Source organism: Streptomyces griseoruber (assembly GCF_001514205.1).
Taxonomy (GTDB): Bacteria; Actinomycetota; Actinomycetes; order Streptomycetales; family Streptomycetaceae; genus Streptomyces; species Streptomyces griseoruber.
Genome location: NZ_KQ948772.1, coordinates 208678 through 225304, shown reverse-complemented (window position 1 = coordinate 225304; position 16627 = coordinate 208678). Strand labels below are relative to the sequence as shown.

Here is a 16627-nt window from a genome sequence, read left to right as displayed (position 1 = left end):
CGATCCGTCGGTCCTTTGCGAGGCTCTGTTCCCACTTCGGGAGCGGAGCCTCGTCGCATGGACGGGCACGCTCATGCGGGGACATCGGGCATACGGACACTGTGCACGATCTTGTCCTCGCCCGCGCTGACGAGGAACCGGCCGTCCGGCGAGAACGCCACGGCGTTCACCGAGCGGTTGTACTTGAGGGCGAGCAGCGACTGTCCCGTGTCGGCCCGCCACACGCAGACGGCCCCGTCCTCGCTCCCGGTGGCGATCACGCTGCTGTCGGGACTGAAGGCCACCGCCCGCAGACCGCCCTTGTGCTCCACGCGGAAGAGCGGGGTCCAGGTCCCCGTTTCGCTGACCTGGGCGGTGTGGTCCTGGCTGCAGGTGGCGACCGTCCGCCCGTCCGGCGAGAAGGCGACACCGAGGACGAAGTCCCCGTGCTCGATCCGCGCCTCCTGCCGACCCGTCTCCGTGTCCCAGACGTAGGCGTTCTTGTCCTCGGATCCCGTGAGCAGACGGCGCCCGTCCGGACTGAACGCCAGGGCCTTGACGGCCCGGGCATGGCGCAGGGACAGAACGCGGCTGCGCGAGCCGAGATCCCATACGCAGGCCGTGGCGTCCGCGCTCCCGGTGGCCAGGAGCCGCCCGCTCCCGTCGTAGGCCACCGTGTTGACGAAATGGCGGTGGGTGAACTTGACGGGGGTGGCCCCGGCCGTCATCTCCCAGACGCGGGCGAGACTGTCCGTGCTGCCGATCGCCAGGCTGTCACCGTGGGGACTGAAGGCGAGGGCGTTGACCATCGTGCTCCACCCGCCGAGCCGGCGCTCCCAGGTCGGCTGGCCGGTGATCACGTCCCAGACCCGCACGAGCTTGCGGGAGCCGGTGGCGAGCAGCCGCCCGGAAGGATGGACGGCCATGCTGACCACCCAGTGCCCGGTGTCGATCCCCGGCGTGGGCGTGAGATCGGGGGAGGTCGGCGTGAGATCCGGGGAGGGAGTCCTGGGGGAAGAGGAGACGTGCGCGGGCTCGGTGGGCCGGTCGGACCGCGGAACGGGTCGGTCGGTCTCCGGGGCGGGCCGGTCGGTCTGTGTGTCGTGCTCCTCCTCGTTGATCTGCTCGACCACGGTCCGTGGGGGTGTGGGTTTGCGCAGGGACGTGAAGTCGAAGAGGCGGGCGTCACCACTGCGCTGGTACAGCACGGGTGTGAAGCACTCGAGGCTGTCGTCCTTGTCGGCCCGCAGAGCGATACGGCCCGTGCGGACGGCCTCGTCGACCGGCCGGTTGGCCGCGAGGGCCTGGTAGAAGGCCCGGGAGAAGAGCACGGCCGCCTTGTCGGTCACCGCGAACTGCATGGCGACCACGGCCGGCACCGTGTACTCCAGCTTGGCCGCCGTGCTGGAGAACAGATCGCGCGCGTGGGAGGTTCCCGTCTCGCAGCTGTTGAGCACGACGAGGCGCGGGGAGGGGTCGGCGACGCTGATGAGCGAGCCGAGCGCCTCCGCGTGCAGCGGGGACTCCCGGCCCTGCTCGTCGGAGAAGACGAGCATCCCCTGGCGTCGTTGATCGTCGAACTTTCCATGGCCGATGAAGTGGAAGATGTGACAGCCGGCGAACAGGGCGTTGAAGAGATCCTGCTTGGTTCCGCCGGCCACCCAGTCGAGCCACACCCTTCCCTCGTCGATGAGCGGCTTGAGCGCGGTGGTCAGCCCTTCCCGTTCGGTCTCGGCCTCCAGCGGAGAGAGCGAACCGGGCAGGGACACCATTCCGAGGATGCGCAACGGTGGTTCCACCCGCAGGGGCGCCACCGGCTCCAACATCTCCACGTGGCGGATGACCGGGTGATGCAGGCACAGATAGCCGCCCAGCTTCTCGTCGTACAGAAGCTCCCAGGGGAGGGCCGCGAGTTCCGGTGAGCGGACCCGGAGGACCATGCGCAGCCGCCGGCCGTGCTCCTGCGCCTTCTGCCGGCTGGACAGGTAGAGCGCCTTGATCCCACTCTGGAAGATGGAGTCGAACAACGTACCGCCGACTTCCATGGCGGGCCGCTCCATTCCGGTCCCGACACTCCGCGAGCGGGCGGCGGACCCCAGGACGGCGGCTTCCAGTGAGGGCAGCCGGTCCAGCAGCTCTTGCGCGTCGATGGCGGCGACCAGGGTGTCCTCGCCGGACGGCGACGTCACGTCGATGCGGTAGCCGTCGGGCGCTTCGCTCATTTCCAGGACGAAGTCGAAATCGGCCGCCATGGCGCGCCTCTCTCCCCAGGCCGGGCAGGGTCATTGACCGTAGTCGGTATGCGAGGGAGTCGCGGGGGTGGCGCCATCGTCGCCCACCGGCAGTGAGGTGTTGACGATCCAGTTCATGAACTCGGAGAAATTCTGGGAATCCGTCTGGGACCAGACGACGATGTTGAAACGCCGGTCCGTGTACACGTCCACGACAGTGTTCCCGTCCATGAAGCAGGCTATGTCGCCGGTGGTGACGGACCGGTCTTCAGTGGAATACGAAAGACTGCTCCCCTGCTTGAAGTCGGCTATGGTGGTGCATTCGCCTCCCGGCTGGTGCGCAGGATCGGTCTGGTTCCACCACCAGTTCTGCATGGCGTCCACGTCGTCGAACATGTAGTACCAGACCTGATCGGGGACGCTGCCAGGCGTGCTGCAGTCCAGCTCCACCGCATCCTTGGGGGTCTCTGAGGCCTCCGTGCAGTCCAGCCGTGACTTGACGTCGGGTGGGAGGTGTTCCTTGAGCGCGGCGAGTGTGGGACCGTGATGCTTCTCCTCGGTCGTCACCCCCCACATCCCGCCGACCAACAGCAGAACACCCAGAATGGCGATCACGATACGCGGCGCCCGTTTCATCTTCGGGATCGTCATGAGGCGTCGGGAGATGCCGCTGCCGATCAGAGCGGCGGCCAGCAGGAGAACCCCGATGACGATGAGAACGATCTCGACGGCGAGAGGCATCGTTCAGCTCCTTCCAGAATTGGAAGAATCGTCAACTACCCAGCGGTATTCAGGATTTCGTGTTAATTCGTAGTTTATGGCGATTGTAGAGTTCCTGCTAGAGGACGGCAGCGCCGTCCGCGTCCGCGTTTCCGAGGAGCAGACACAAAGCTCCATGCTCACCCGGGGAGTGTCGCCGTCCACCGTGATCGAGAAAGCCGAGGACACGTTCGAGTCCGTCACGCAGGCCGTGCGGGCGGTCGCCCATGGGGTGGTCGCGCAGGTGAAGGACTTCCCGCAGCCGCCGGACGCCGTTGCCGTGCAATTCGGCGTCGAGTTGAACGCACAGGCCGGGGCGATCGTCACGGCGGTCGGCGCGTCGGCCCAGTTGACCGTCAGCCTCACCTGGAACAAGCCCTGAGCGGGCGGCTTCTGAGGCGCCGTCCTGTGAACCTCCCGTACAGGCTGTGGATTCGCCCAACCCCCGTCGTTCCGCGCGAGCGCGCTGCCAGGATGAGGCCTCATGATCCCGGGGTGCTGGTCGCGCGTGCTGAGGGCCGTCGTGTTCGCGGCCGTCTGCGTGCTGCTCGCCGCCCTGGGGCACGTGATGATGTCCGGGGCCGTCCTGTCCTGGTGGGCGCCGGGCGTCGGGTTCGCCGTCACGGGTGCCGCGGGCTGGTGTCTGGCCGGGCGTGAGCGGGGCGTGCCGGCGGTGACGGCGGTGGCGCTCGCCGCGCAGGCCGGGCTGCACCTCGCCTTCACCCTCGAGCCGGCCGCCACCGCCACCACCGGCACCATGGGCGGGATGGAGCACATGGGGCCGGCGGTGGCCGTCGGCGGGTCTTCTTCCTCCGGTATGGCCACCGCCCATGGGCTCGCCGCGCTGCTGTGCGGGCTCTGGCTGGCGTACGGGGAGCGGGCCGGGTTCCGGGTGCTGCGGGCGGTGGCCGGGTGGCTGACGGCCCCGCTGCGGTGGCCGGGCGGACGGCCCGTACCGCCGCCGCCCCCGCGCGCCGGGGTGCGCGGCCGTTCGGAGCGGGCGCCACGGCCCTTCCTTCTCGTCGACGCGCTCACTTCCCGGGGGCCGCCCGCACGGACCGCCGTCCGCTGAGGACGGCCGGAACCGCACGGCACTTTCCCCTCCACCCGAGAAGGACCCACGGCGATGCCCCCTGCTCCGACGACCCCGTACGACACGAAGACCGACAAGAAGACCGACAAGAAGACCGACAAGAAGACCGGCAAGAGCACCGGCATGAAGACCGGCGAACACGAGGGCTCCCGCGACCACACCAAGTCCGCCCGGCACAGCACCCGCCGCCGCGCCCACAAGGACACCCCCGCCGACGAGACCACCACCGCCCTCGCCCTGGCCGCCCGGCACGGGGACGCCGGGGCCGTGGAGCAGCTGGTGCGGGCCCTGCACCGGGACGTCCTGCGCTTCGTCGCCCATCTGTGCGCCGACCCGCAGGCGGTGGACGATCTGGCGCAGGACACCTTCCTGCGGGCGCTGGGCAGCCTGCACCGGTTCGAGGGGCGGTGCTCGGCGCGGGTGTGGCTGCTGTCGATCGCCCGCCGGGCCGTGATGGACAGCTACCGGTACGCCGCGACCCGCCCGCGCCTCGCGGACCTGCCGGACTGGCGGCCCGCCGTCGAGCTGGCCCAGCCGCGCGGGCTGCCCGGCTTCGACGACGGGATCGTCCTGCGCGAGCTGCTTCAGGCGCTGCCCGCCGACCGGCGGGAGGCGTTCGTGCTGACACAGCTGCTGGGGCTGCCGTACGAGGAGGCGGCCCGGGTGAGCGACTGTCCGGTGGGGACGGTCCGTTCGCGGGTGGCCCGCGCCCGCGCCGCCCTCGCCGAGCAGGTCGGCCACTGAGGGGTCAGCGCAGCCGGCCGAGCTGCCGCAGCTCCTCCACCTTCAGCAGCCGCGCCAGCACCGTATGGACCAGGCCGAGGGTGACGGTCCCCGCCGTGAGCGCCAGCGCGGTGGGGACCGTACCGCCGCCCAGCCACTCCCCGAACGCCCGGTCCGCCGCCCAGCCGCAGGCCGCCGCCAGGGCCGAGGCGAGCATCAGGCGGGTGTACGTCCGGCGCAGGGCTCCGTCGTCGAGCCGGCCGCCGACCCGCCGGCGCACCAGCCGTGCGGTGAGGGCCAGTCCGGCCAGATAGGACACGGTGTAGGCACCGGCCATGCCGGTCACCGCCCAGCGGACCGGCAGCAGCAGATGGCAGGCGGTGGCCAGGGCGATGTTCACCGCCGCGATCCACACCGCCATGAAGAACGGCGTCCGGGTGTCCCCGAAGGCGTGGAAGGCGCGCAGCAGCAGGTACTGCGCCGAGAACGGGATCAGGCCGAGGCCGAACGCCTGGAGCATGTGCCCGAGCGGCTGGGCGGAGGCCGCGTCGGCCGCCCCGTGCGCGAACAGCAGCGTCGCGATCCGCGGGCCGAGCGCCAGGAACAGGAAGGCCGCGGGCACGACGACGACCCCGCTCACCCGCAGCCCCCGGGACAGATCGCCGCGCAGGTCCGCGATCCGGCCCTCCGCCACCGCCCGGCTCATCCTCGGCAGCAGCGCGGTCACCAGCGACACCGTGACGACCGACTGCGGCAGCATCCAGATGGTCTGCGCGTAGGTGTACGCCGTGTAGCCCGCGCCGGCGTCCGGCAGCGCCTGGTCGGCCGCGTTCGCGTAGTTGGTGACGACGGTCAGGGCGACGAGGTTCGTCAGGACGAACAGCAGCGTCCACTTGGCAGCGTGCACACCGGAACCGAGCCCCGAGCCGCGCCAGTCGAAGCGCGGCCGGAACCGGAACCCGGCCGCCCGCGCGAACGGCACCAGCGCCAGCGCCTGCACGGCGATCCCCGCCGTCGTCCCGACACCGAGGAGGCGCACCTGCGTGTCGGTGATGTCCTCCACCCGCCCGGCCCCGGTCATCAGCCCGAGGTAGGCGCCGAACACCCCCAGCAGCACGACGTTGTTGAGGACCGGCGTCCACATCATCGCGCCGAACTTCTCGCGGGCGTTGAGGACTTGGCCGTACATGTTGAACAGCCCGTAGAAGAAGATCTGTGGGAGCAGGAACCGGGCGAAGACCACGGTGAGTTCGTACGCGTCGTGGTTGTCCGGGGTGTCGCGCAGGTACACGCTGACGATCTCCGGCGCCGCCCACACCGCCAGCGCGGTCCCGACGGCCAGCACCGACACCACCAGGGTCACCAGCCGCTGCTCGTACGCCCGGCCGCCGTCCGTGTGCGTGGAACGGGCCCGCACCAGCTGCGGCACCAGCACCGAGTTCAGCGCGCCGCCGATCAGCAGCGTGTACAGGCTGGTGGGCACGGTGTTCGCCGTGTTGTACGTCGTCGCCAGCAGGCCGGTGCCGAGCGCGGCGCCCTGGAGCACCTGCCGGATCAGCCCGGTCGCCCGGGACACCACGGTGCCCAGCGCCATCAGCGCCGACGACCGCGCCGCCCCGCCGGAACGTTTCGCTGCCCGTTCTTGTGTCGTCGCCCCCATCGGGCCAACGTACGCCATCAAGATCCGCGAGCCCAATCCGCGCCCGGGAAAGGGCAGTTGCTAGCGCCGGCTGCGTACCCGGGCGTCCCGCGGCGGCTCGATGAACTGCAGTTCCAGGGTGACCGGGGGTGCCGCGAGGCCGGGGCCGCCGTCCCGCGCCCACCGCAGCAGTTCGTCCGTGGAGTCGTCGTCCGAGGCGAACCCGACCCAGGTGGGCCGCCCGCCCGCCCGGCGTCCGGCGGCGGAGGGCTGGACGACGACCACGTTGGCCTGGTCGCAGGGGCCGAGGCAGTCCGTCGTACGGACCTCCAGGGCGCCGCCCGAACCGGCGGCGGCCGCCCGCAGCCGCTCCAGCTGTCCGGCGTGGTCGTGGCCGGGGTGTTTGCGGGCGTCGCCGCAGCAGCAGCCCCTGCACACCACGAGTGTGCAGGGGCGGCGCGGACCGGGCAGCGGGGCCACGGCGCTCAGGACGCCGAGAGACCGACGTGGGCCAGGGCCTGCCGCAGCAGGAACCCGTGCCCGCCCGGCATCTCGCTCTGCACCGCCGGGGAGGCCGCCTCCTGCGGGTCGAACCAGACCAGGTCCAGGGCGTCCTGGCGGGGCGAGCAGTCACCGGTCACCGGCACGATGTAGGCCAGCGACACCGCGTGCTGACGGGGGTCGTGGTACGGGGTGAGGCCCTGCGTCGGGAAGTACTCCGCGACGGTGAACGGCTGGAGGGAGGCGGGCAGCCGGGGCAGTGCCACCGGCCCGAGATCCTTCTCCAGGTGCCGCAACAGGGCGTCGCGGACCCGCTCGTGGTGCAGGACCCGGCCGGAGACCAGGGTCCGGCTGACGTTTCCGTCGGGTCCGATGCGCAGCAGCAGTCCGATGCTGACGACTTCGCCGCTGTCGTCGACGCGCACGGGCACCGCCTCGACATACAGGATCGGCATCCGGGCGCGGGCCATCTCGAGCTCGTCTGCGCTCAGCCAGCCGGGCGTGGTATCGGTCAAGTCTGACATTGCTTGATCATACTTTCAGTGTCCGTCGGGAAGCCGGTAGACCCGGCGGGCGTTGTCCGCTCCGGCCCAGCGCGCCACTCGCAGCGCGTCGGGCAGGCTCAGTTCGTCGGCGTCCACCCGGTCCTGGAGGAGATCTCCGAGGCCGCGGCGGAACGCCAGCGCTCCGAGGGCATAGAACTCCGACACACCGTAGGCGTCCGAGCTGTACAGCAGTTTGCGGAACGGTGTGATCTCCAACGCTTCCTCCAGCACCGTCCGTGCCCGCACCGGGCCGACGTGGTGCAGGGTGAGCCCCACGTCGAGGTACACCTGCTCGAACACGGCCGCCAGGTAGGCGGCCTGCCGCTGGTAGGGCCAGCAGTGCAGGAGCAGCACGGGAATCGTTCCCGCGATCAGGTGCAGCCAGTCCGTGAGATGCGCCGGATCCGCCCGGTGCAGCCGGATGTCGTGGTCGCCGAAGCCCGTGTGCAGTTGCAGCGGGAGGCCGAGGTCGACGGCGGTCCACAGCAGGTGCCGTATCAGGACCGGTTGGTCGAGCCGCCCGCCGCGTGCCAGCCACTGCCGGGCCGCCCGGGTGACGTCGGCGTCCGAGGGGCGGGCCGGGTCCAGGTCGAAGCCGGTGCGGTAGGCGGCCACCGACTTCACCCCGACCACCCCCGGCCGGCGCACCGCGTCCAGTGCCGCCGCCCGGAACGCGTCGGCGTACCCGCCCGCGTCGACGCCCCGCTCGGCCACGGACTCCGCCACCGACTCCAGCCGTACGATCTCCAGCGCGGTGCCGCCGCCCGCCCGGGCCAGAGCGGCGGGCGGGGTGAGCGGCAGCGGGGCGAAACCGGTGTCGACGCAGAACACCCCGGTGCGGGCGGCCGTCAGGAAGCGGCGGTTCACCTCCTCGGGGCCGAGGGCGGCGCGCCGGGCCAGATAGGTGTCGGCGGGGGCGTGCCGGTCGAGGTCGAGCAGGGGTGCGCAGTGGCGGCGCACGGCGACCCCGGCGGGGGTGTCGAAGGAGGAGACGCCGGGCCAGGACTCGCCGTCGGTGAGCAGCGACTCGAAGCCCGGCCGGTCCAGGGGGCCGGTGGTCACGCCATGGCAGTGGTGGTCCACCAGCTCCAGCGCGGCCAGCTCCTCGTGGACCGGTCCGGTGCCCATCTCAGTACACCCACCGGTAGGCGGCGGCCACCTGTGCGTCGTCCAGCCCGTACGTCGCGTCGATCTCGCCCTGCCGTACGGCGGTCACCGCGTCGGCGAGGACCGGCCCCAGTGCGGCCCGCAGCACCGCGTCCGCACGGAACTCCTCGACGGCCCGGGCGAGCGAGGTGGGCAGCCGCCGTACGCCCTTCGCCGCGGCCTCCTCGGCGGCGAGGCGGGCCGGGTCGCCGGTGATCTCCTCCGGGAGCGCGGCCCGCGCGGCGAGCCCGTCCAGTCCGGCGGCGATCAGACAGCCCAGCAGCAGATACGGGTTGGCGGCCAGGTCGACGGGTTTGACCTCCAGGTTCGCCTGCTCCCCCCGCCGGCCCGTCGTGCCCCGCACGAGCCGGAGGGCCGACTCGCGGGTCTCCAGGCCCCAGGCGGTGAACACCCCCGCCCACTGGGAGGGCCGGAGCCGCAGATAGCTGGCCGGGCTGGGCGCGGTCACCGCGGTCAGGGCGGGCAGCCGGGCGAGGACACCCGCGGCGAAGGACTCCGCCTCGGCGGTCAGACCGTGCCGCCGCTCGCCGCCGGAGTGGAGGTTGCGGCCGTCGCGCCAGGCGGACAGATGGACGTGCCCGCCGTTGCCGACGCCCTCCGCGGCGACGGCGGGGGAGAAGGAGACCCGCAGCCCGTGGCGGCGGGCCACCGCGCGGATCGTCTGCCGCACGAGGACGCTGCGGTCGGCCGCCGCCACCGGGTCCAGCGCCCCCACCGAGATCTCGAACTGGCCCGGCGCGTACTCCGGATGGATCTGGTCGACGGTCACGCCCTGCGCCTCGCACGCCGCCAGCAGATCGGCGGTGTACTCGCTCAGCTCGACCATCCGGGTCGCGCCGTACGCCGGTCCCGTGGTCGCCGGGACGAACTCCCCGGCGGGCGCGGAGTCCAGCCCGACCGTCCACTCGATCTCGATGGCGGCCCGGAAGGCCAGATCGTGGTCGCGGGCGGCGTCGGCGACGATCCGGCGCAGGAAGGTGCGCGAGCAGCCCGGATGCCGCTCGCCGTCCTGGGTGAGGCGGTCGACCGGCGCCCACGCCCACCCCGGCTGCCCGGCCAGCGCCACCAGCCGGTCCAGGTCCGGGTACAGCCGCAGATCGCCGTCGGGGGAGCCGAGGACGTCCGTGGTGACGATGTGGTCGTTCGCCAGGAAGGTGTCGAACACCGGGGACATCCCGACGCCCCAGGCCACCGCCGACGCCAGCCCCGTCGCCGGGACCGTCTTCACCCGGCCGACGCCCGCGGTGTCGACGTACGACAGGACGATCCCGTGCACGCCCGCGCCGGACAGTTCCCCGCTCAGCGCCGAAGCCCGCTCGAGGTCTCCGGGACGCCCGCCGGGGACGGGGTCGGCAAGGGTGGTCATACGTCCTCCACGGGCTCGTCCGTCAGGGAGTTCAGGGTTTCACGGCCACCGCGCCGTACTGCGGCACCGTCGCCGCCGAGTCGTCGTCGGCCCGCCAGCGCGCGCACGACACCAGGCCCGGCTCCACCAGCTCCAGACCCTCGAAGAACGCGGTTATCTCCGCGCCGGAGCGGGCGGTGATCGGCGGGGTGGCGTTCTCGTTCCAGAACTTCATCGCCGGGATCTGGCCCTCGCCGCCCACCTCCGCGTCGTGCGTGGGGTGGGTCAGCACCAGGTAGCTGCCCGCGGGGACCTGGGCCATGACCTTGCGGACGATGTCCCGGGCCGCCTCGTAGTCCAGCACGAAGTTCAGGATGCCCAGCATCATCACCGCGACCGGCCGGTCGAAGTCGAGGGTGCCGGAGGCCCGTTGGAGGATCGCGGACGGGTCGTGGACATCGGCGTCGATGTAGTCCGTGCGGCCCTCGGAGGTGCCCGTCAGCAGGGTGCGGGCGTGCGCCAGCACGATCGGGTCGTTGTCCACGTACACGATCTTGGAGTCCGGCGCGATCCGCTGCGCTATGTCGTGCGTGTTGTCGGCCGTCGGCAGCCCGGTGCCGATGTCCAGGAACTGCCGCACCCCGCGCTCCTCGGCGAGGAACCGCACCGCCCGGCCCAGGAACCAGCGGTCCGCGCGGGCGATGTCCCGGATCAGCGGGAACATGCCGGCGACGTGCGCGCCGACCCGCTGGTCGACCTCGTAGTTGTCCTTGCCGCCGATCCAGTAGTTCCACACCCGCGCGTTGTGCGCCACGCTGGTGTCCAGCCGTGCACCGCCCACGTCACCGCTCCTTCATGCGACCGACCGTCCGGCTGTCCATTGTGCCGCCCCATGATCATCGCTGTCCCGGGATTCGCGGGGTCCCCCGGTAGGGTGACAATCCGGTCACCCCCGTCGCGGCACCCGCGCCCGCAGCACAGGAAGCAGGACATGCCCTACTCGCACGCTCCCCGGCCGACCGCCCCCGAGCTCCCGGACGGTCCCGTCGACATCCGGCTCGTCGTCACCGACATGGACGGCACCCTGCTCGACGACGACAAGCGGATCCCGGAGGGGCTGTGGGACACCCTGGCGCGGCTGCGTGAGCGCGGGGTGCTGTTCAGCCCGGCGAGCGGACGCCAGTACGCCACCCTGGCGGCGGAGTTCGCCGAGGTCGCCGACGGGATGGTGTTCATAGCCGAGAACGGCACCTATGTGGTGCGCGACGGGCGGGAGCTCAGCTCCGATCCGCTGGAACCGGCCGTGACCGCGAAGATCGTGCACACGGTACGGGGACTCGCGGCCGACGGGGTCGACCTGGGCGCCGTCGTCTGCGGGAAGCGGTCCGCGTACGTCGAGCGGGCCGACGAGGCCTTCCTGGCCGAGGTGCGCCGGTACTACGTGCGCTGCGAGCTCGTCGAGGACCTCACCGCCGTCGACGACGACGTCATCAAGGTCGCCCTGTTCGACTTCGGCGCCGTCGAGGAGACCACCGCCCCCGGGCTCGCCCCGTTCGCGGACACCCACCAGGTCGTCGTCTCCGGCGAGCACTGGGTCGACGTCATGAACCGCACCGCCAGCAAGGGCGCCGCCCTGCGCCGGCTCCAGCGCGAGCTGGGCATCACCCCCGCGCAGACCATGGTGTTCGGCGACTACCTCAACGACCTGGAGATGCTGGACGCCGCCGACTGGTCCTTCGCCATGGCCAACGCCCACCCCCGGGTCGTCGAGCGCGCCCGCCACCTCGCGCCCTCCAACAACGACAACGGGGTCCTGCGCACGATCGCACGCCTCCTGCACCTCTGAGGCGCCGCGCGGCTCAGGAGCGCGGCCGGGCGGGGCGTGCGCGGTGCCCAGGCCGGTGAGGGCGGTGGCGGCCGTGTCGAGCGCGCGGTCGCCGCCGGCGACATGCACGATCAGGCGGCTCCAGCCTCGCCGTCCGGGGACGCCCCGTGCCTCGGCCGAACGGCCGGTGTCCCAGGGACGGTTCCTCGACCGTTCGGCCGGCCACCCCGTACCCTCCGTCCATGACCGATCCGGCCGTCGTCGCCCGTCTCACCCGGGACATCACCGCGGGTCTGCAGCAGGGGGACCTGGAGGACTTCTACCGGGACCTGCACCGTCACCCCGAACTCGCCTTCACCGAGCACCGCACCGCGGCGCGGCTCGCCGCCCGGCTGCGGGCCGCCGGGTACGAGGTGACCGAGGGCGTCGCCCGCACCGGGGTGGTCGGGGTACTGGCCCAGGGCGAGGGGCCGGTGGTGTGGCTGCGAGGCGACATGGACGCGCTGCCGGTGCGGGAGGCGACCGGGCTGCCGTACGCCTCGACCGCCGACGGGGTGATGCACGCCTGCGGCCACGACCTCCACATCACCTGGCTGGCCGCCGCCGCCGAGGCCCTCGCCGCCGCCCGGGACCTCTGGTCCGGCACGCTCGTCGTGGTCGGGCAGCCCGCCGAGGAGGCGGAGGGCGGGGCGGCCGCGATGGTCGCGGACGGCGTCCACGAGCGGTTCCCGCGCCCCGACGTGCTGTTCGGGCAGCACGCGGCGCCCGGCCTGGCCGGCTTCTACCCGCACACCCCCGGACTGACCCTGTCGGCCTCGGACGACCTCGACGTCGTGGTGCACGGAGTGGGCGGACACGGTTCACGGCCCGAGTCGACGGTCGACCCGGTGGTCACGGCCGCGCACGTCGTCACCCGGTTGCAGACGGTCGTCTCCCGGGAGATCGCGGCGGGCGAGTCGGCGGTGCTGACGGTGGGCTCCTTCCACGCCGGGACGAAACCCAACATCATCCCGGCCGAGGCGCGGCTCTCGCTGAACGTACGGACCCGGGACGACCGGGTGCGCGAGCGCGTCCTCACCGCGATCCGCCGGATCGTCGAGGGGGAGTGCGCCGCCGCGGGCTGCCCGGTGCCGCCCGAGCTCACCGTCCTGCCCGGCTATCCGAACACCGTCAACGACCCCGCCCTGGACGGCGAGATCGCCGCCGTCCACCGCCGGCTCTTCGGCGAGCACACGGTGTTCGACTTCGGCGGGACGATGGGCAGCGAGGACTTCTCGCTCCTCGCGCCCCAGGGCGTGCCGTACGACTACTGGTACGTCACCTCGACCCCGGCCGCCGTCTGGGAGGCGGCACCGGGCGAGGAGTTGAGGGAGAAGTTCGCCAACGTGCCGGGGAATCACAGCCCGTTGTTCGCCCCCGATCCGTCGGTGCTGGTGCCGGGGGTGCGGACGCTGGTGTCGGCGGCGCTGTCCCGGCTGGCGGTGGCCGGGGGCTGAACGCGGGCTTCAGCGGGTGGGCTCTGTCTGCCGTGGCCGGTCAGGGACCCCGTCGAGGACCCCGTCCAGGAAGCCGGTCAGGTCGGCGAAGACCTCCGTCCGGTTCGTCTCGTGGAACACCTCGTGGCGGGCGCCCGGGTAGATCCGCTCGGTCAGAGCGCCCCCGGCGAGGCGCTCGACGCCGGTGCGGCTGCCGGGCAGCGGGACCAGCCGGTCGGCGTCGCCGTGCAGCCACAGCAGCGGGAGCGCGCCGACCGGTCCGTCCCCGGCGACGGTCTCCAGGGTCCGTACGAAGGCCTCCAGCGTCGGCCGTTTCATCGGCCCGTGCCAGACCAGGGGATCCGCCGCGTACGCCGTCCCGACCGCCGGGTCGCGGGAGAGGGCGGCGGGGCTGACGGGGACGTCGGGGATCTCCGTGTGCGCCAGCAGCCGACCGGGCAGCTCCCAGTCGCCGATGACCGGCCCGGACAGGACGAGCGCGGTGAGACCGGTGCCGTGGCGCTGGGCGTAGCGGGCGGCGACGAGGCCGCCCATGGAGTGCCCGATCAGGACCAGCGGCAGGTCCGGGTGGGTGGCCCGGGCGAGTTCCGCGACGGCCCGCGCATCGGTGACCACGTCCTCGAAGTCCTCGATCCGCACCCGTTCGCCGTCCGACCTGCCGTGCCCCATGTGGTCGGGCGCGAACACGGCGGCGCCGTGCGCGGTCAGGACGCCGGCGAGTTCCTCGTAGCGGCCGGCGTGCTCGCCGTAGCCGTGCACGACCAGGGCGAGGTAGCGGGCCGCCGGGTTCGGCCAGCGGTGCACCGTGATCGTGCCGCGTGTGCCCGCGAGGACGTGCTCGGCCATGGCTCCTCCAACTGGGTCGGGTGACGCCTCGGAGGGATCCTCTCAGGGCCGCGCCCGGTGGCCTGGCCATCTGGCGAGACGGTTCTTACGCCGCCGAATGCGTGCGCATAGCATCGGTCTCCGCATGAACACGATGAATCTGTGGCACATCACCGGCTGGGAGTTCGCCGCCCTCGCCCTCGCGGCGCTGCTGGTCGGCTTCTCCAAGACGGCGGTCAGCGGCGCCAACACGGTCAGCCTGGCGATCTTCGCGGCGGTCCTGCCGGCCCGTGCGTCGACCGGTGTCCTGCTGCCGCTGCTGATCGCGGGGGACGTCCTGGCCGTCCTCACCTACCGGCGGCACGCGCACTGGCCCACCCTGTGGCGGCTGTTCCCGGCGGTCGCGGCCGGGGTGGTCCTCGGCACGGTCTTCCTGATGTGGGCCGACGACGGAGCGGTGCGCACCTCGATCGGCGCCATCCTGCTGCTGATGGCGGCCGTCACCGTGTGGCGCCGCCGTACGGCCGAGGCGCCCGTCGCCCCGGACGCGGTGGTCACCCGCGCGGGCCGCGTCAAGGCCCGCTCCTACGGCGTCCTCGGCGGCTTCACCACGATGGTCGCCAACGCGGGCGGCCCGGTGATGTCGATGTACCTGCTCTCGGCGGGCTTCCGCAAACTCGGCTTCCTCGGCACCTCCGCCTTCTTCTTCCTCATCGTCAACCTCTCGAAGGTGCCCTTCAGCGCCGGCCTCGGCCTGATCGACGGCTCCTCGCTGCTGCTGGACGCGGCGCTCGCCGTGTTCGTCGTCCCCGGCGCCCTGCTCGGCAAATGGGCCGTCCACCGCATCAACCAGCGGCTGTTCGAGCAGCTCGTCATCGCGGCGACCGTCGTGGGCGGCCTGCAACTGCTTCTGCGCTAGGTCTGCGCCAGGTCCTCGCAGCTCTACGAGTCGTGGTTCGGCATGATCGACCCGCCGCGCGACCACAGCGTCCACGACATGTCATGGGTGGGCCCGGCGGCCTCCCTTCATCAGCCCGTCGTCGCCGGCCCAGATGCAACGCGCCGTCCCGGTCGTCTCCCCAAACGGCAGATGGCCGTCGCGCTGAACCTCCGGAGGTGGAACAGGCTCGATCCCGCCGGCAGGCCGCGGCCCCATCCCATCGACGACGCGCTGGTGACTCTGTACGGCGTGGCGATGTACGGCTGACCGAGACGGTGGGCGAGGGGTTGGTGGCACCGTTCAGCGGCCCGGCCCGAGGATCATGCACGTGGTGGTCGCGTGGGCGATCAGCCGCCCCTGGTCGTCGACGACCCTGCCCTCGGCGGTGGCGGTACGGCGGCCCGCGTGGATGACGGTGCCCTCGGCGGTCAGCGTCTGGCCGTCCGTGCGGGCGGGCCGTATGTAGTTCACCTTGAGCTCCAGCGTGGTGTAGCCGGTGCCGGCGGGCAGGGTGGTGTGGACCGCGCAGGCCAGGGCCGAGTCCAGCATGGTCGCGGCGATGCCGCCGTGCACGGTGCCGAGCGGGTTGGCGAAGTCGGGGCGGGTGTCGAGCGAGAGCACGATCCGCCCGTGCTCCACCTCGTCGAAGCGCATCCCGAGCAGCCGCCCGATGGACGGTGTGTCGCCGAGCCGTCCGTCCCGTACGAGACGCAGGAGTTCGAGGCCGGACAGGGCGGAGAGGTCGGTGGTGCTCACGCGGGATCCTTTCGAGGGGCTTGCTGGTGTCGCCGTACCGGAGGTGCTCAGTCGCCGAGCGGGTTCTCCCGCTCGCCGAGGGGCGTCAGCACCTGCGCTTGCAGACGGGACGTGATGGTGCGCAGGGTGTCGCCCGCCTTCCCGGCCCGGGTGGCGGCGAGTTCGGCGGCCGTGGTCCGTACGGCGTTCTCGTCGACCGCGTGGTCCACGATATCGGCGCTCAGCGCCTCACCGGCCGCCGTGGCGGCCGGTGGTGACCATGGCCTCGTGCGCGGTCGCGGGGTGAGCCGGGCCCGGGCGGGGGCGGACATGCCCGGCGCGAAGGGGATGCCGAGGCCGGCCTCGGGCAGACAGCACGAGCCGCGGTCGGCGCGCATCAGGGCGCGACGACCGCGGCTTCCGGTTCCGCGCGGCGTCGGAGCGCCTCGTCGCCGAGGTCCTCGGCCAGCAGCCGCTTGGAGATGGCGTCCACGGCGGCGCGCAGATCGCTCGGCGCGGGGTGACCGATGTCCCGAGCCACCCGTTCCTCCAGCCACCCGGCCCACGCCGCGGTGATCGCCCCGGCCTCGCGCACGCCCGCTTCCGTCAGGGAGAGCAACGAGCCGTCGCGGGTCACATGCCCCTCGTCGACCATGGGTCGAACACCGGCAGCAGCACCTCCGGCGGCATCCGGCGACCAGCCCCAGGCTGCTGCGGCCCACCATCCGGTCGTGCGGTTCCACCTGCGTCACCGCCCAGGCACCGGCCACGTCCAGCCGGGTGCCGGAGTCCTCGAAGATCCGGCGCGCGCGGAGGAGGGGGCG

Annotated in this window: 17 protein-coding genes and 2 pseudogenes; 7 read left to right on the top strand and 12 right to left on the bottom strand. The window is 72.4% G+C overall.

All coding sequences use genetic code 11. The features are described from left to right. Positions 1–71: 71 nt before the first annotated feature. Positions 72–2231, bottom strand: a complete 2160-nt coding sequence (locus AQJ64_RS25100) for a CHAT domain-containing WD40 repeat protein (RefSeq protein WP_055632617.1) — start codon at positions 2229–2231, stop codon at positions 72–74. A gap of 30 nt (positions 2232–2261) precedes the next feature. After that, the gene (locus tag AQJ64_RS25095) at positions 2262–2951 is read right to left on the bottom strand and encodes a tetraspanin family protein (RefSeq protein ID WP_055632616.1); all 690 of its coding nucleotides are present in this window, start codon (positions 2949–2951) and stop codon (positions 2262–2264) included. Between the two features lie 76 nt (positions 2952–3027). Between AQJ64_RS25095 and AQJ64_RS25090 the strand changes: the two genes are divergently transcribed. From AQJ64_RS25090 to AQJ64_RS25080, 3 genes are all read left to right on the top strand, one after another. Further along, positions 3028–3351, top strand: a complete 324-nt coding sequence (locus tag AQJ64_RS25090) for a CU044_2847 family protein (RefSeq protein ID WP_055632615.1) — start codon at positions 3028–3030, stop codon at positions 3349–3351. A gap of 102 nt (positions 3352–3453) precedes the next feature. Further along, on the top strand, positions 3454–4041 hold the full coding sequence (locus AQJ64_RS25085; protein WP_055632614.1) for a hypothetical protein: 588 nt from the start codon (positions 3454–3456) through the stop codon (positions 4039–4041). A gap of 54 nt (positions 4042–4095) precedes the next feature. Next, on the top strand, positions 4096–4806 hold the full coding sequence (locus AQJ64_RS25080; RefSeq protein WP_240512521.1) for a sigma-70 family RNA polymerase sigma factor: 711 nt from the start codon (positions 4096–4098) through the stop codon (positions 4804–4806). A gap of 4 nt (positions 4807–4810) precedes the next feature. On the opposite strand, the gene murJ is transcribed toward AQJ64_RS25080, so the two are convergent. The 6 genes from murJ to AQJ64_RS25050 are packed head-to-tail and all read right to left on the bottom strand — an operon-like array spanning position 4811 to position 10823. Continuing rightward, positions 4811–6445 (bottom strand): murein biosynthesis integral membrane protein MurJ, encoded by a 1635-nt coding sequence (murJ, locus tag AQJ64_RS25075; RefSeq protein ID WP_420876525.1) that lies wholly within the window; start codon positions 6443–6445, stop codon positions 4811–4813. Between the two features lie 60 nt (positions 6446–6505). Further along, positions 6506–6904 carry a (2Fe-2S) ferredoxin domain-containing protein gene (locus AQJ64_RS25070; protein ID WP_397805682.1) on the bottom strand — a complete coding sequence of 133 codons (399 nt, stop codon included), beginning with the start codon at positions 6902–6904 and terminating at the stop codon, positions 6506–6508. 5 nt (positions 6905–6909) lie between these two features. Further along, positions 6910–7449, bottom strand: coding sequence for an NUDIX hydrolase family protein (locus AQJ64_RS25065; protein WP_099053898.1), 540 nt, complete (start codon positions 7447–7449; stop codon positions 6910–6912). Between the two features lie 15 nt (positions 7450–7464). After that, positions 7465–8598: an amidohydrolase family protein gene (locus AQJ64_RS25060; RefSeq protein WP_055632610.1), complete on the bottom strand. Its 1134-nt coding sequence runs from the start codon at positions 8596–8598 to the stop codon at positions 7465–7467. Position 8599: 1 nt separating this feature from the next. Further along, on the bottom strand, positions 8600–10003 hold the full coding sequence (locus AQJ64_RS25055; protein WP_055632609.1) for a type I glutamate--ammonia ligase: 1404 nt from the start codon (positions 10001–10003) through the stop codon (positions 8600–8602). 31 nt (positions 10004–10034) lie between these two features. After that, the gene (locus AQJ64_RS25050) at positions 10035–10823 is read right to left on the bottom strand and encodes an SAM-dependent methyltransferase (protein ID WP_055632608.1); all 789 of its coding nucleotides are present in this window, start codon (positions 10821–10823) and stop codon (positions 10035–10037) included. 150 nt (positions 10824–10973) lie between these two features. Here AQJ64_RS25050 and AQJ64_RS25045 point away from each other — a divergent pair, with 150 nt between their 5' ends. Continuing rightward, entirely contained in the window at positions 10974–11828 is an 855-nt protein-coding gene (locus tag AQJ64_RS25045; RefSeq protein WP_055632607.1) for a Cof-type HAD-IIB family hydrolase, read from the top strand. A 221-nt stretch (positions 11829–12049) separates the two neighbouring features. Next, positions 12050–13303, top strand: coding sequence for an amidohydrolase (locus tag AQJ64_RS25040; RefSeq protein WP_055632606.1), 1254 nt, complete (start codon positions 12050–12052; stop codon positions 13301–13303). A 9-nt stretch (positions 13304–13312) separates the two neighbouring features. On the opposite strand, the gene AQJ64_RS25035 is transcribed toward AQJ64_RS25040, so the two are convergent. Beyond that, on the bottom strand, positions 13313–14149 hold the full coding sequence (locus AQJ64_RS25035) for an alpha/beta hydrolase (RefSeq protein WP_055632605.1): 837 nt from the start codon (positions 14147–14149) through the stop codon (positions 13313–13315). Between the two features lie 124 nt (positions 14150–14273). Between AQJ64_RS25035 and AQJ64_RS25030 the strand changes: the two genes are divergently transcribed. Both AQJ64_RS25030 and AQJ64_RS51110 read left to right on the top strand, forming a co-directional pair. After that, positions 14274–15047, top strand: a complete 774-nt coding sequence (locus AQJ64_RS25030; RefSeq protein ID WP_055632604.1) for a sulfite exporter TauE/SafE family protein — start codon at positions 14274–14276, stop codon at positions 15045–15047. A 15-nt stretch (positions 15048–15062) separates the two neighbouring features. Continuing rightward, positions 15063–15335 (top strand): annotated as a pseudogene (locus AQJ64_RS51110) (hydrolase); the annotation flags it as partial. 33 nt (positions 15336–15368) lie between these two features. On the opposite strand, the gene AQJ64_RS25025 reads toward AQJ64_RS51110, so the two are convergent. The 3 genes and pseudogenes from AQJ64_RS25025 to AQJ64_RS46405 form a co-directional block, all read right to left on the bottom strand. Beyond that, positions 15369–15824 carry a PaaI family thioesterase gene (locus AQJ64_RS25025; RefSeq protein WP_055632603.1) on the bottom strand — a complete coding sequence of 152 codons (456 nt, stop codon included), beginning with the start codon at positions 15822–15824 and terminating at the stop codon, positions 15369–15371. Between the two features lie 47 nt (positions 15825–15871). Further along, positions 15872–16201, bottom strand: a complete 330-nt coding sequence (locus AQJ64_RS25020) for a Clp protease/crotonase-like domain-containing protein (RefSeq protein WP_055632602.1) — start codon at positions 16199–16201, stop codon at positions 15872–15874. After that, a pseudogene (locus AQJ64_RS46405) lies at positions 16201–16621 on the bottom strand (MFS transporter); the annotation flags it as partial. The pseudogene AQJ64_RS46405 and the gene AQJ64_RS25020, both read right to left, overlap by 1 nt. Positions 16622–16627 lie beyond the last annotated feature (6 nt).

What these genes read in the sequence shown, in the direction of transcription:
- murJ (WP_420876525.1), bottom strand. Translation starts at nt 6,445, where the DNA reads ATGGGGGCGACGACACAAGAACGGGCAGCGAAACGTTCCGGCGGGGCG.
- AQJ64_RS25095 (WP_055632616.1), bottom strand. Translation starts at nt 2,951, where the DNA reads ATGCCTCTCGCCGTCGAGATCGTTCTCATCGTCATCGGGGTTCTCCTG.
- AQJ64_RS25065 (WP_099053898.1), bottom strand. Translation starts at nt 7,449, where the DNA reads ATGTCAGACTTGACCGATACCACGCCCGGCTGGCTGAGCGCAGACGAG.
- AQJ64_RS25045 (WP_055632607.1), top strand. Translation starts at nt 10,974, where the DNA reads ATGCCCTACTCGCACGCTCCCCGGCCGACCGCCCCCGAGCTCCCGGAC.
- AQJ64_RS25030 (WP_055632604.1), top strand. Translation starts at nt 14,274, where the DNA reads ATGAACACGATGAATCTGTGGCACATCACCGGCTGGGAGTTCGCCGCC.
- AQJ64_RS25085 (WP_055632614.1), top strand. Translation starts at nt 3,454, where the DNA reads ATGATCCCGGGGTGCTGGTCGCGCGTGCTGAGGGCCGTCGTGTTCGCG.
- AQJ64_RS25100 (WP_055632617.1), bottom strand. Translation starts at nt 2,231, where the DNA reads ATGGCGGCCGATTTCGACTTCGTCCTGGAAATGAGCGAAGCGCCCGAC.
- AQJ64_RS25060 (WP_055632610.1), bottom strand. Translation starts at nt 8,598, where the DNA reads ATGGGCACCGGACCGGTCCACGAGGAGCTGGCCGCGCTGGAGCTGGTG.
- AQJ64_RS25055 (WP_055632609.1), bottom strand. Translation starts at nt 10,003, where the DNA reads ATGACCACCCTTGCCGACCCCGTCCCCGGCGGGCGTCCCGGAGACCTC.
- AQJ64_RS25090 (WP_055632615.1), top strand. Translation starts at nt 3,028, where the DNA reads ATGGCGATTGTAGAGTTCCTGCTAGAGGACGGCAGCGCCGTCCGCGTC.
- AQJ64_RS25080 (WP_240512521.1), top strand. Translation starts at nt 4,096, where the DNA reads ATGCCCCCTGCTCCGACGACCCCGTACGACACGAAGACCGACAAGAAG.
- AQJ64_RS25040 (WP_055632606.1), top strand. Translation starts at nt 12,050, where the DNA reads ATGACCGATCCGGCCGTCGTCGCCCGTCTCACCCGGGACATCACCGCG.
- AQJ64_RS25020 (WP_055632602.1), bottom strand. Translation starts at nt 16,201, where the DNA reads ATGCGCGCCGACCGCGGCTCGTGCTGTCTGCCCGAGGCCGGCCTCGGC.
- AQJ64_RS25035 (WP_055632605.1), bottom strand. Translation starts at nt 14,149, where the DNA reads ATGGCCGAGCACGTCCTCGCGGGCACACGCGGCACGATCACGGTGCAC.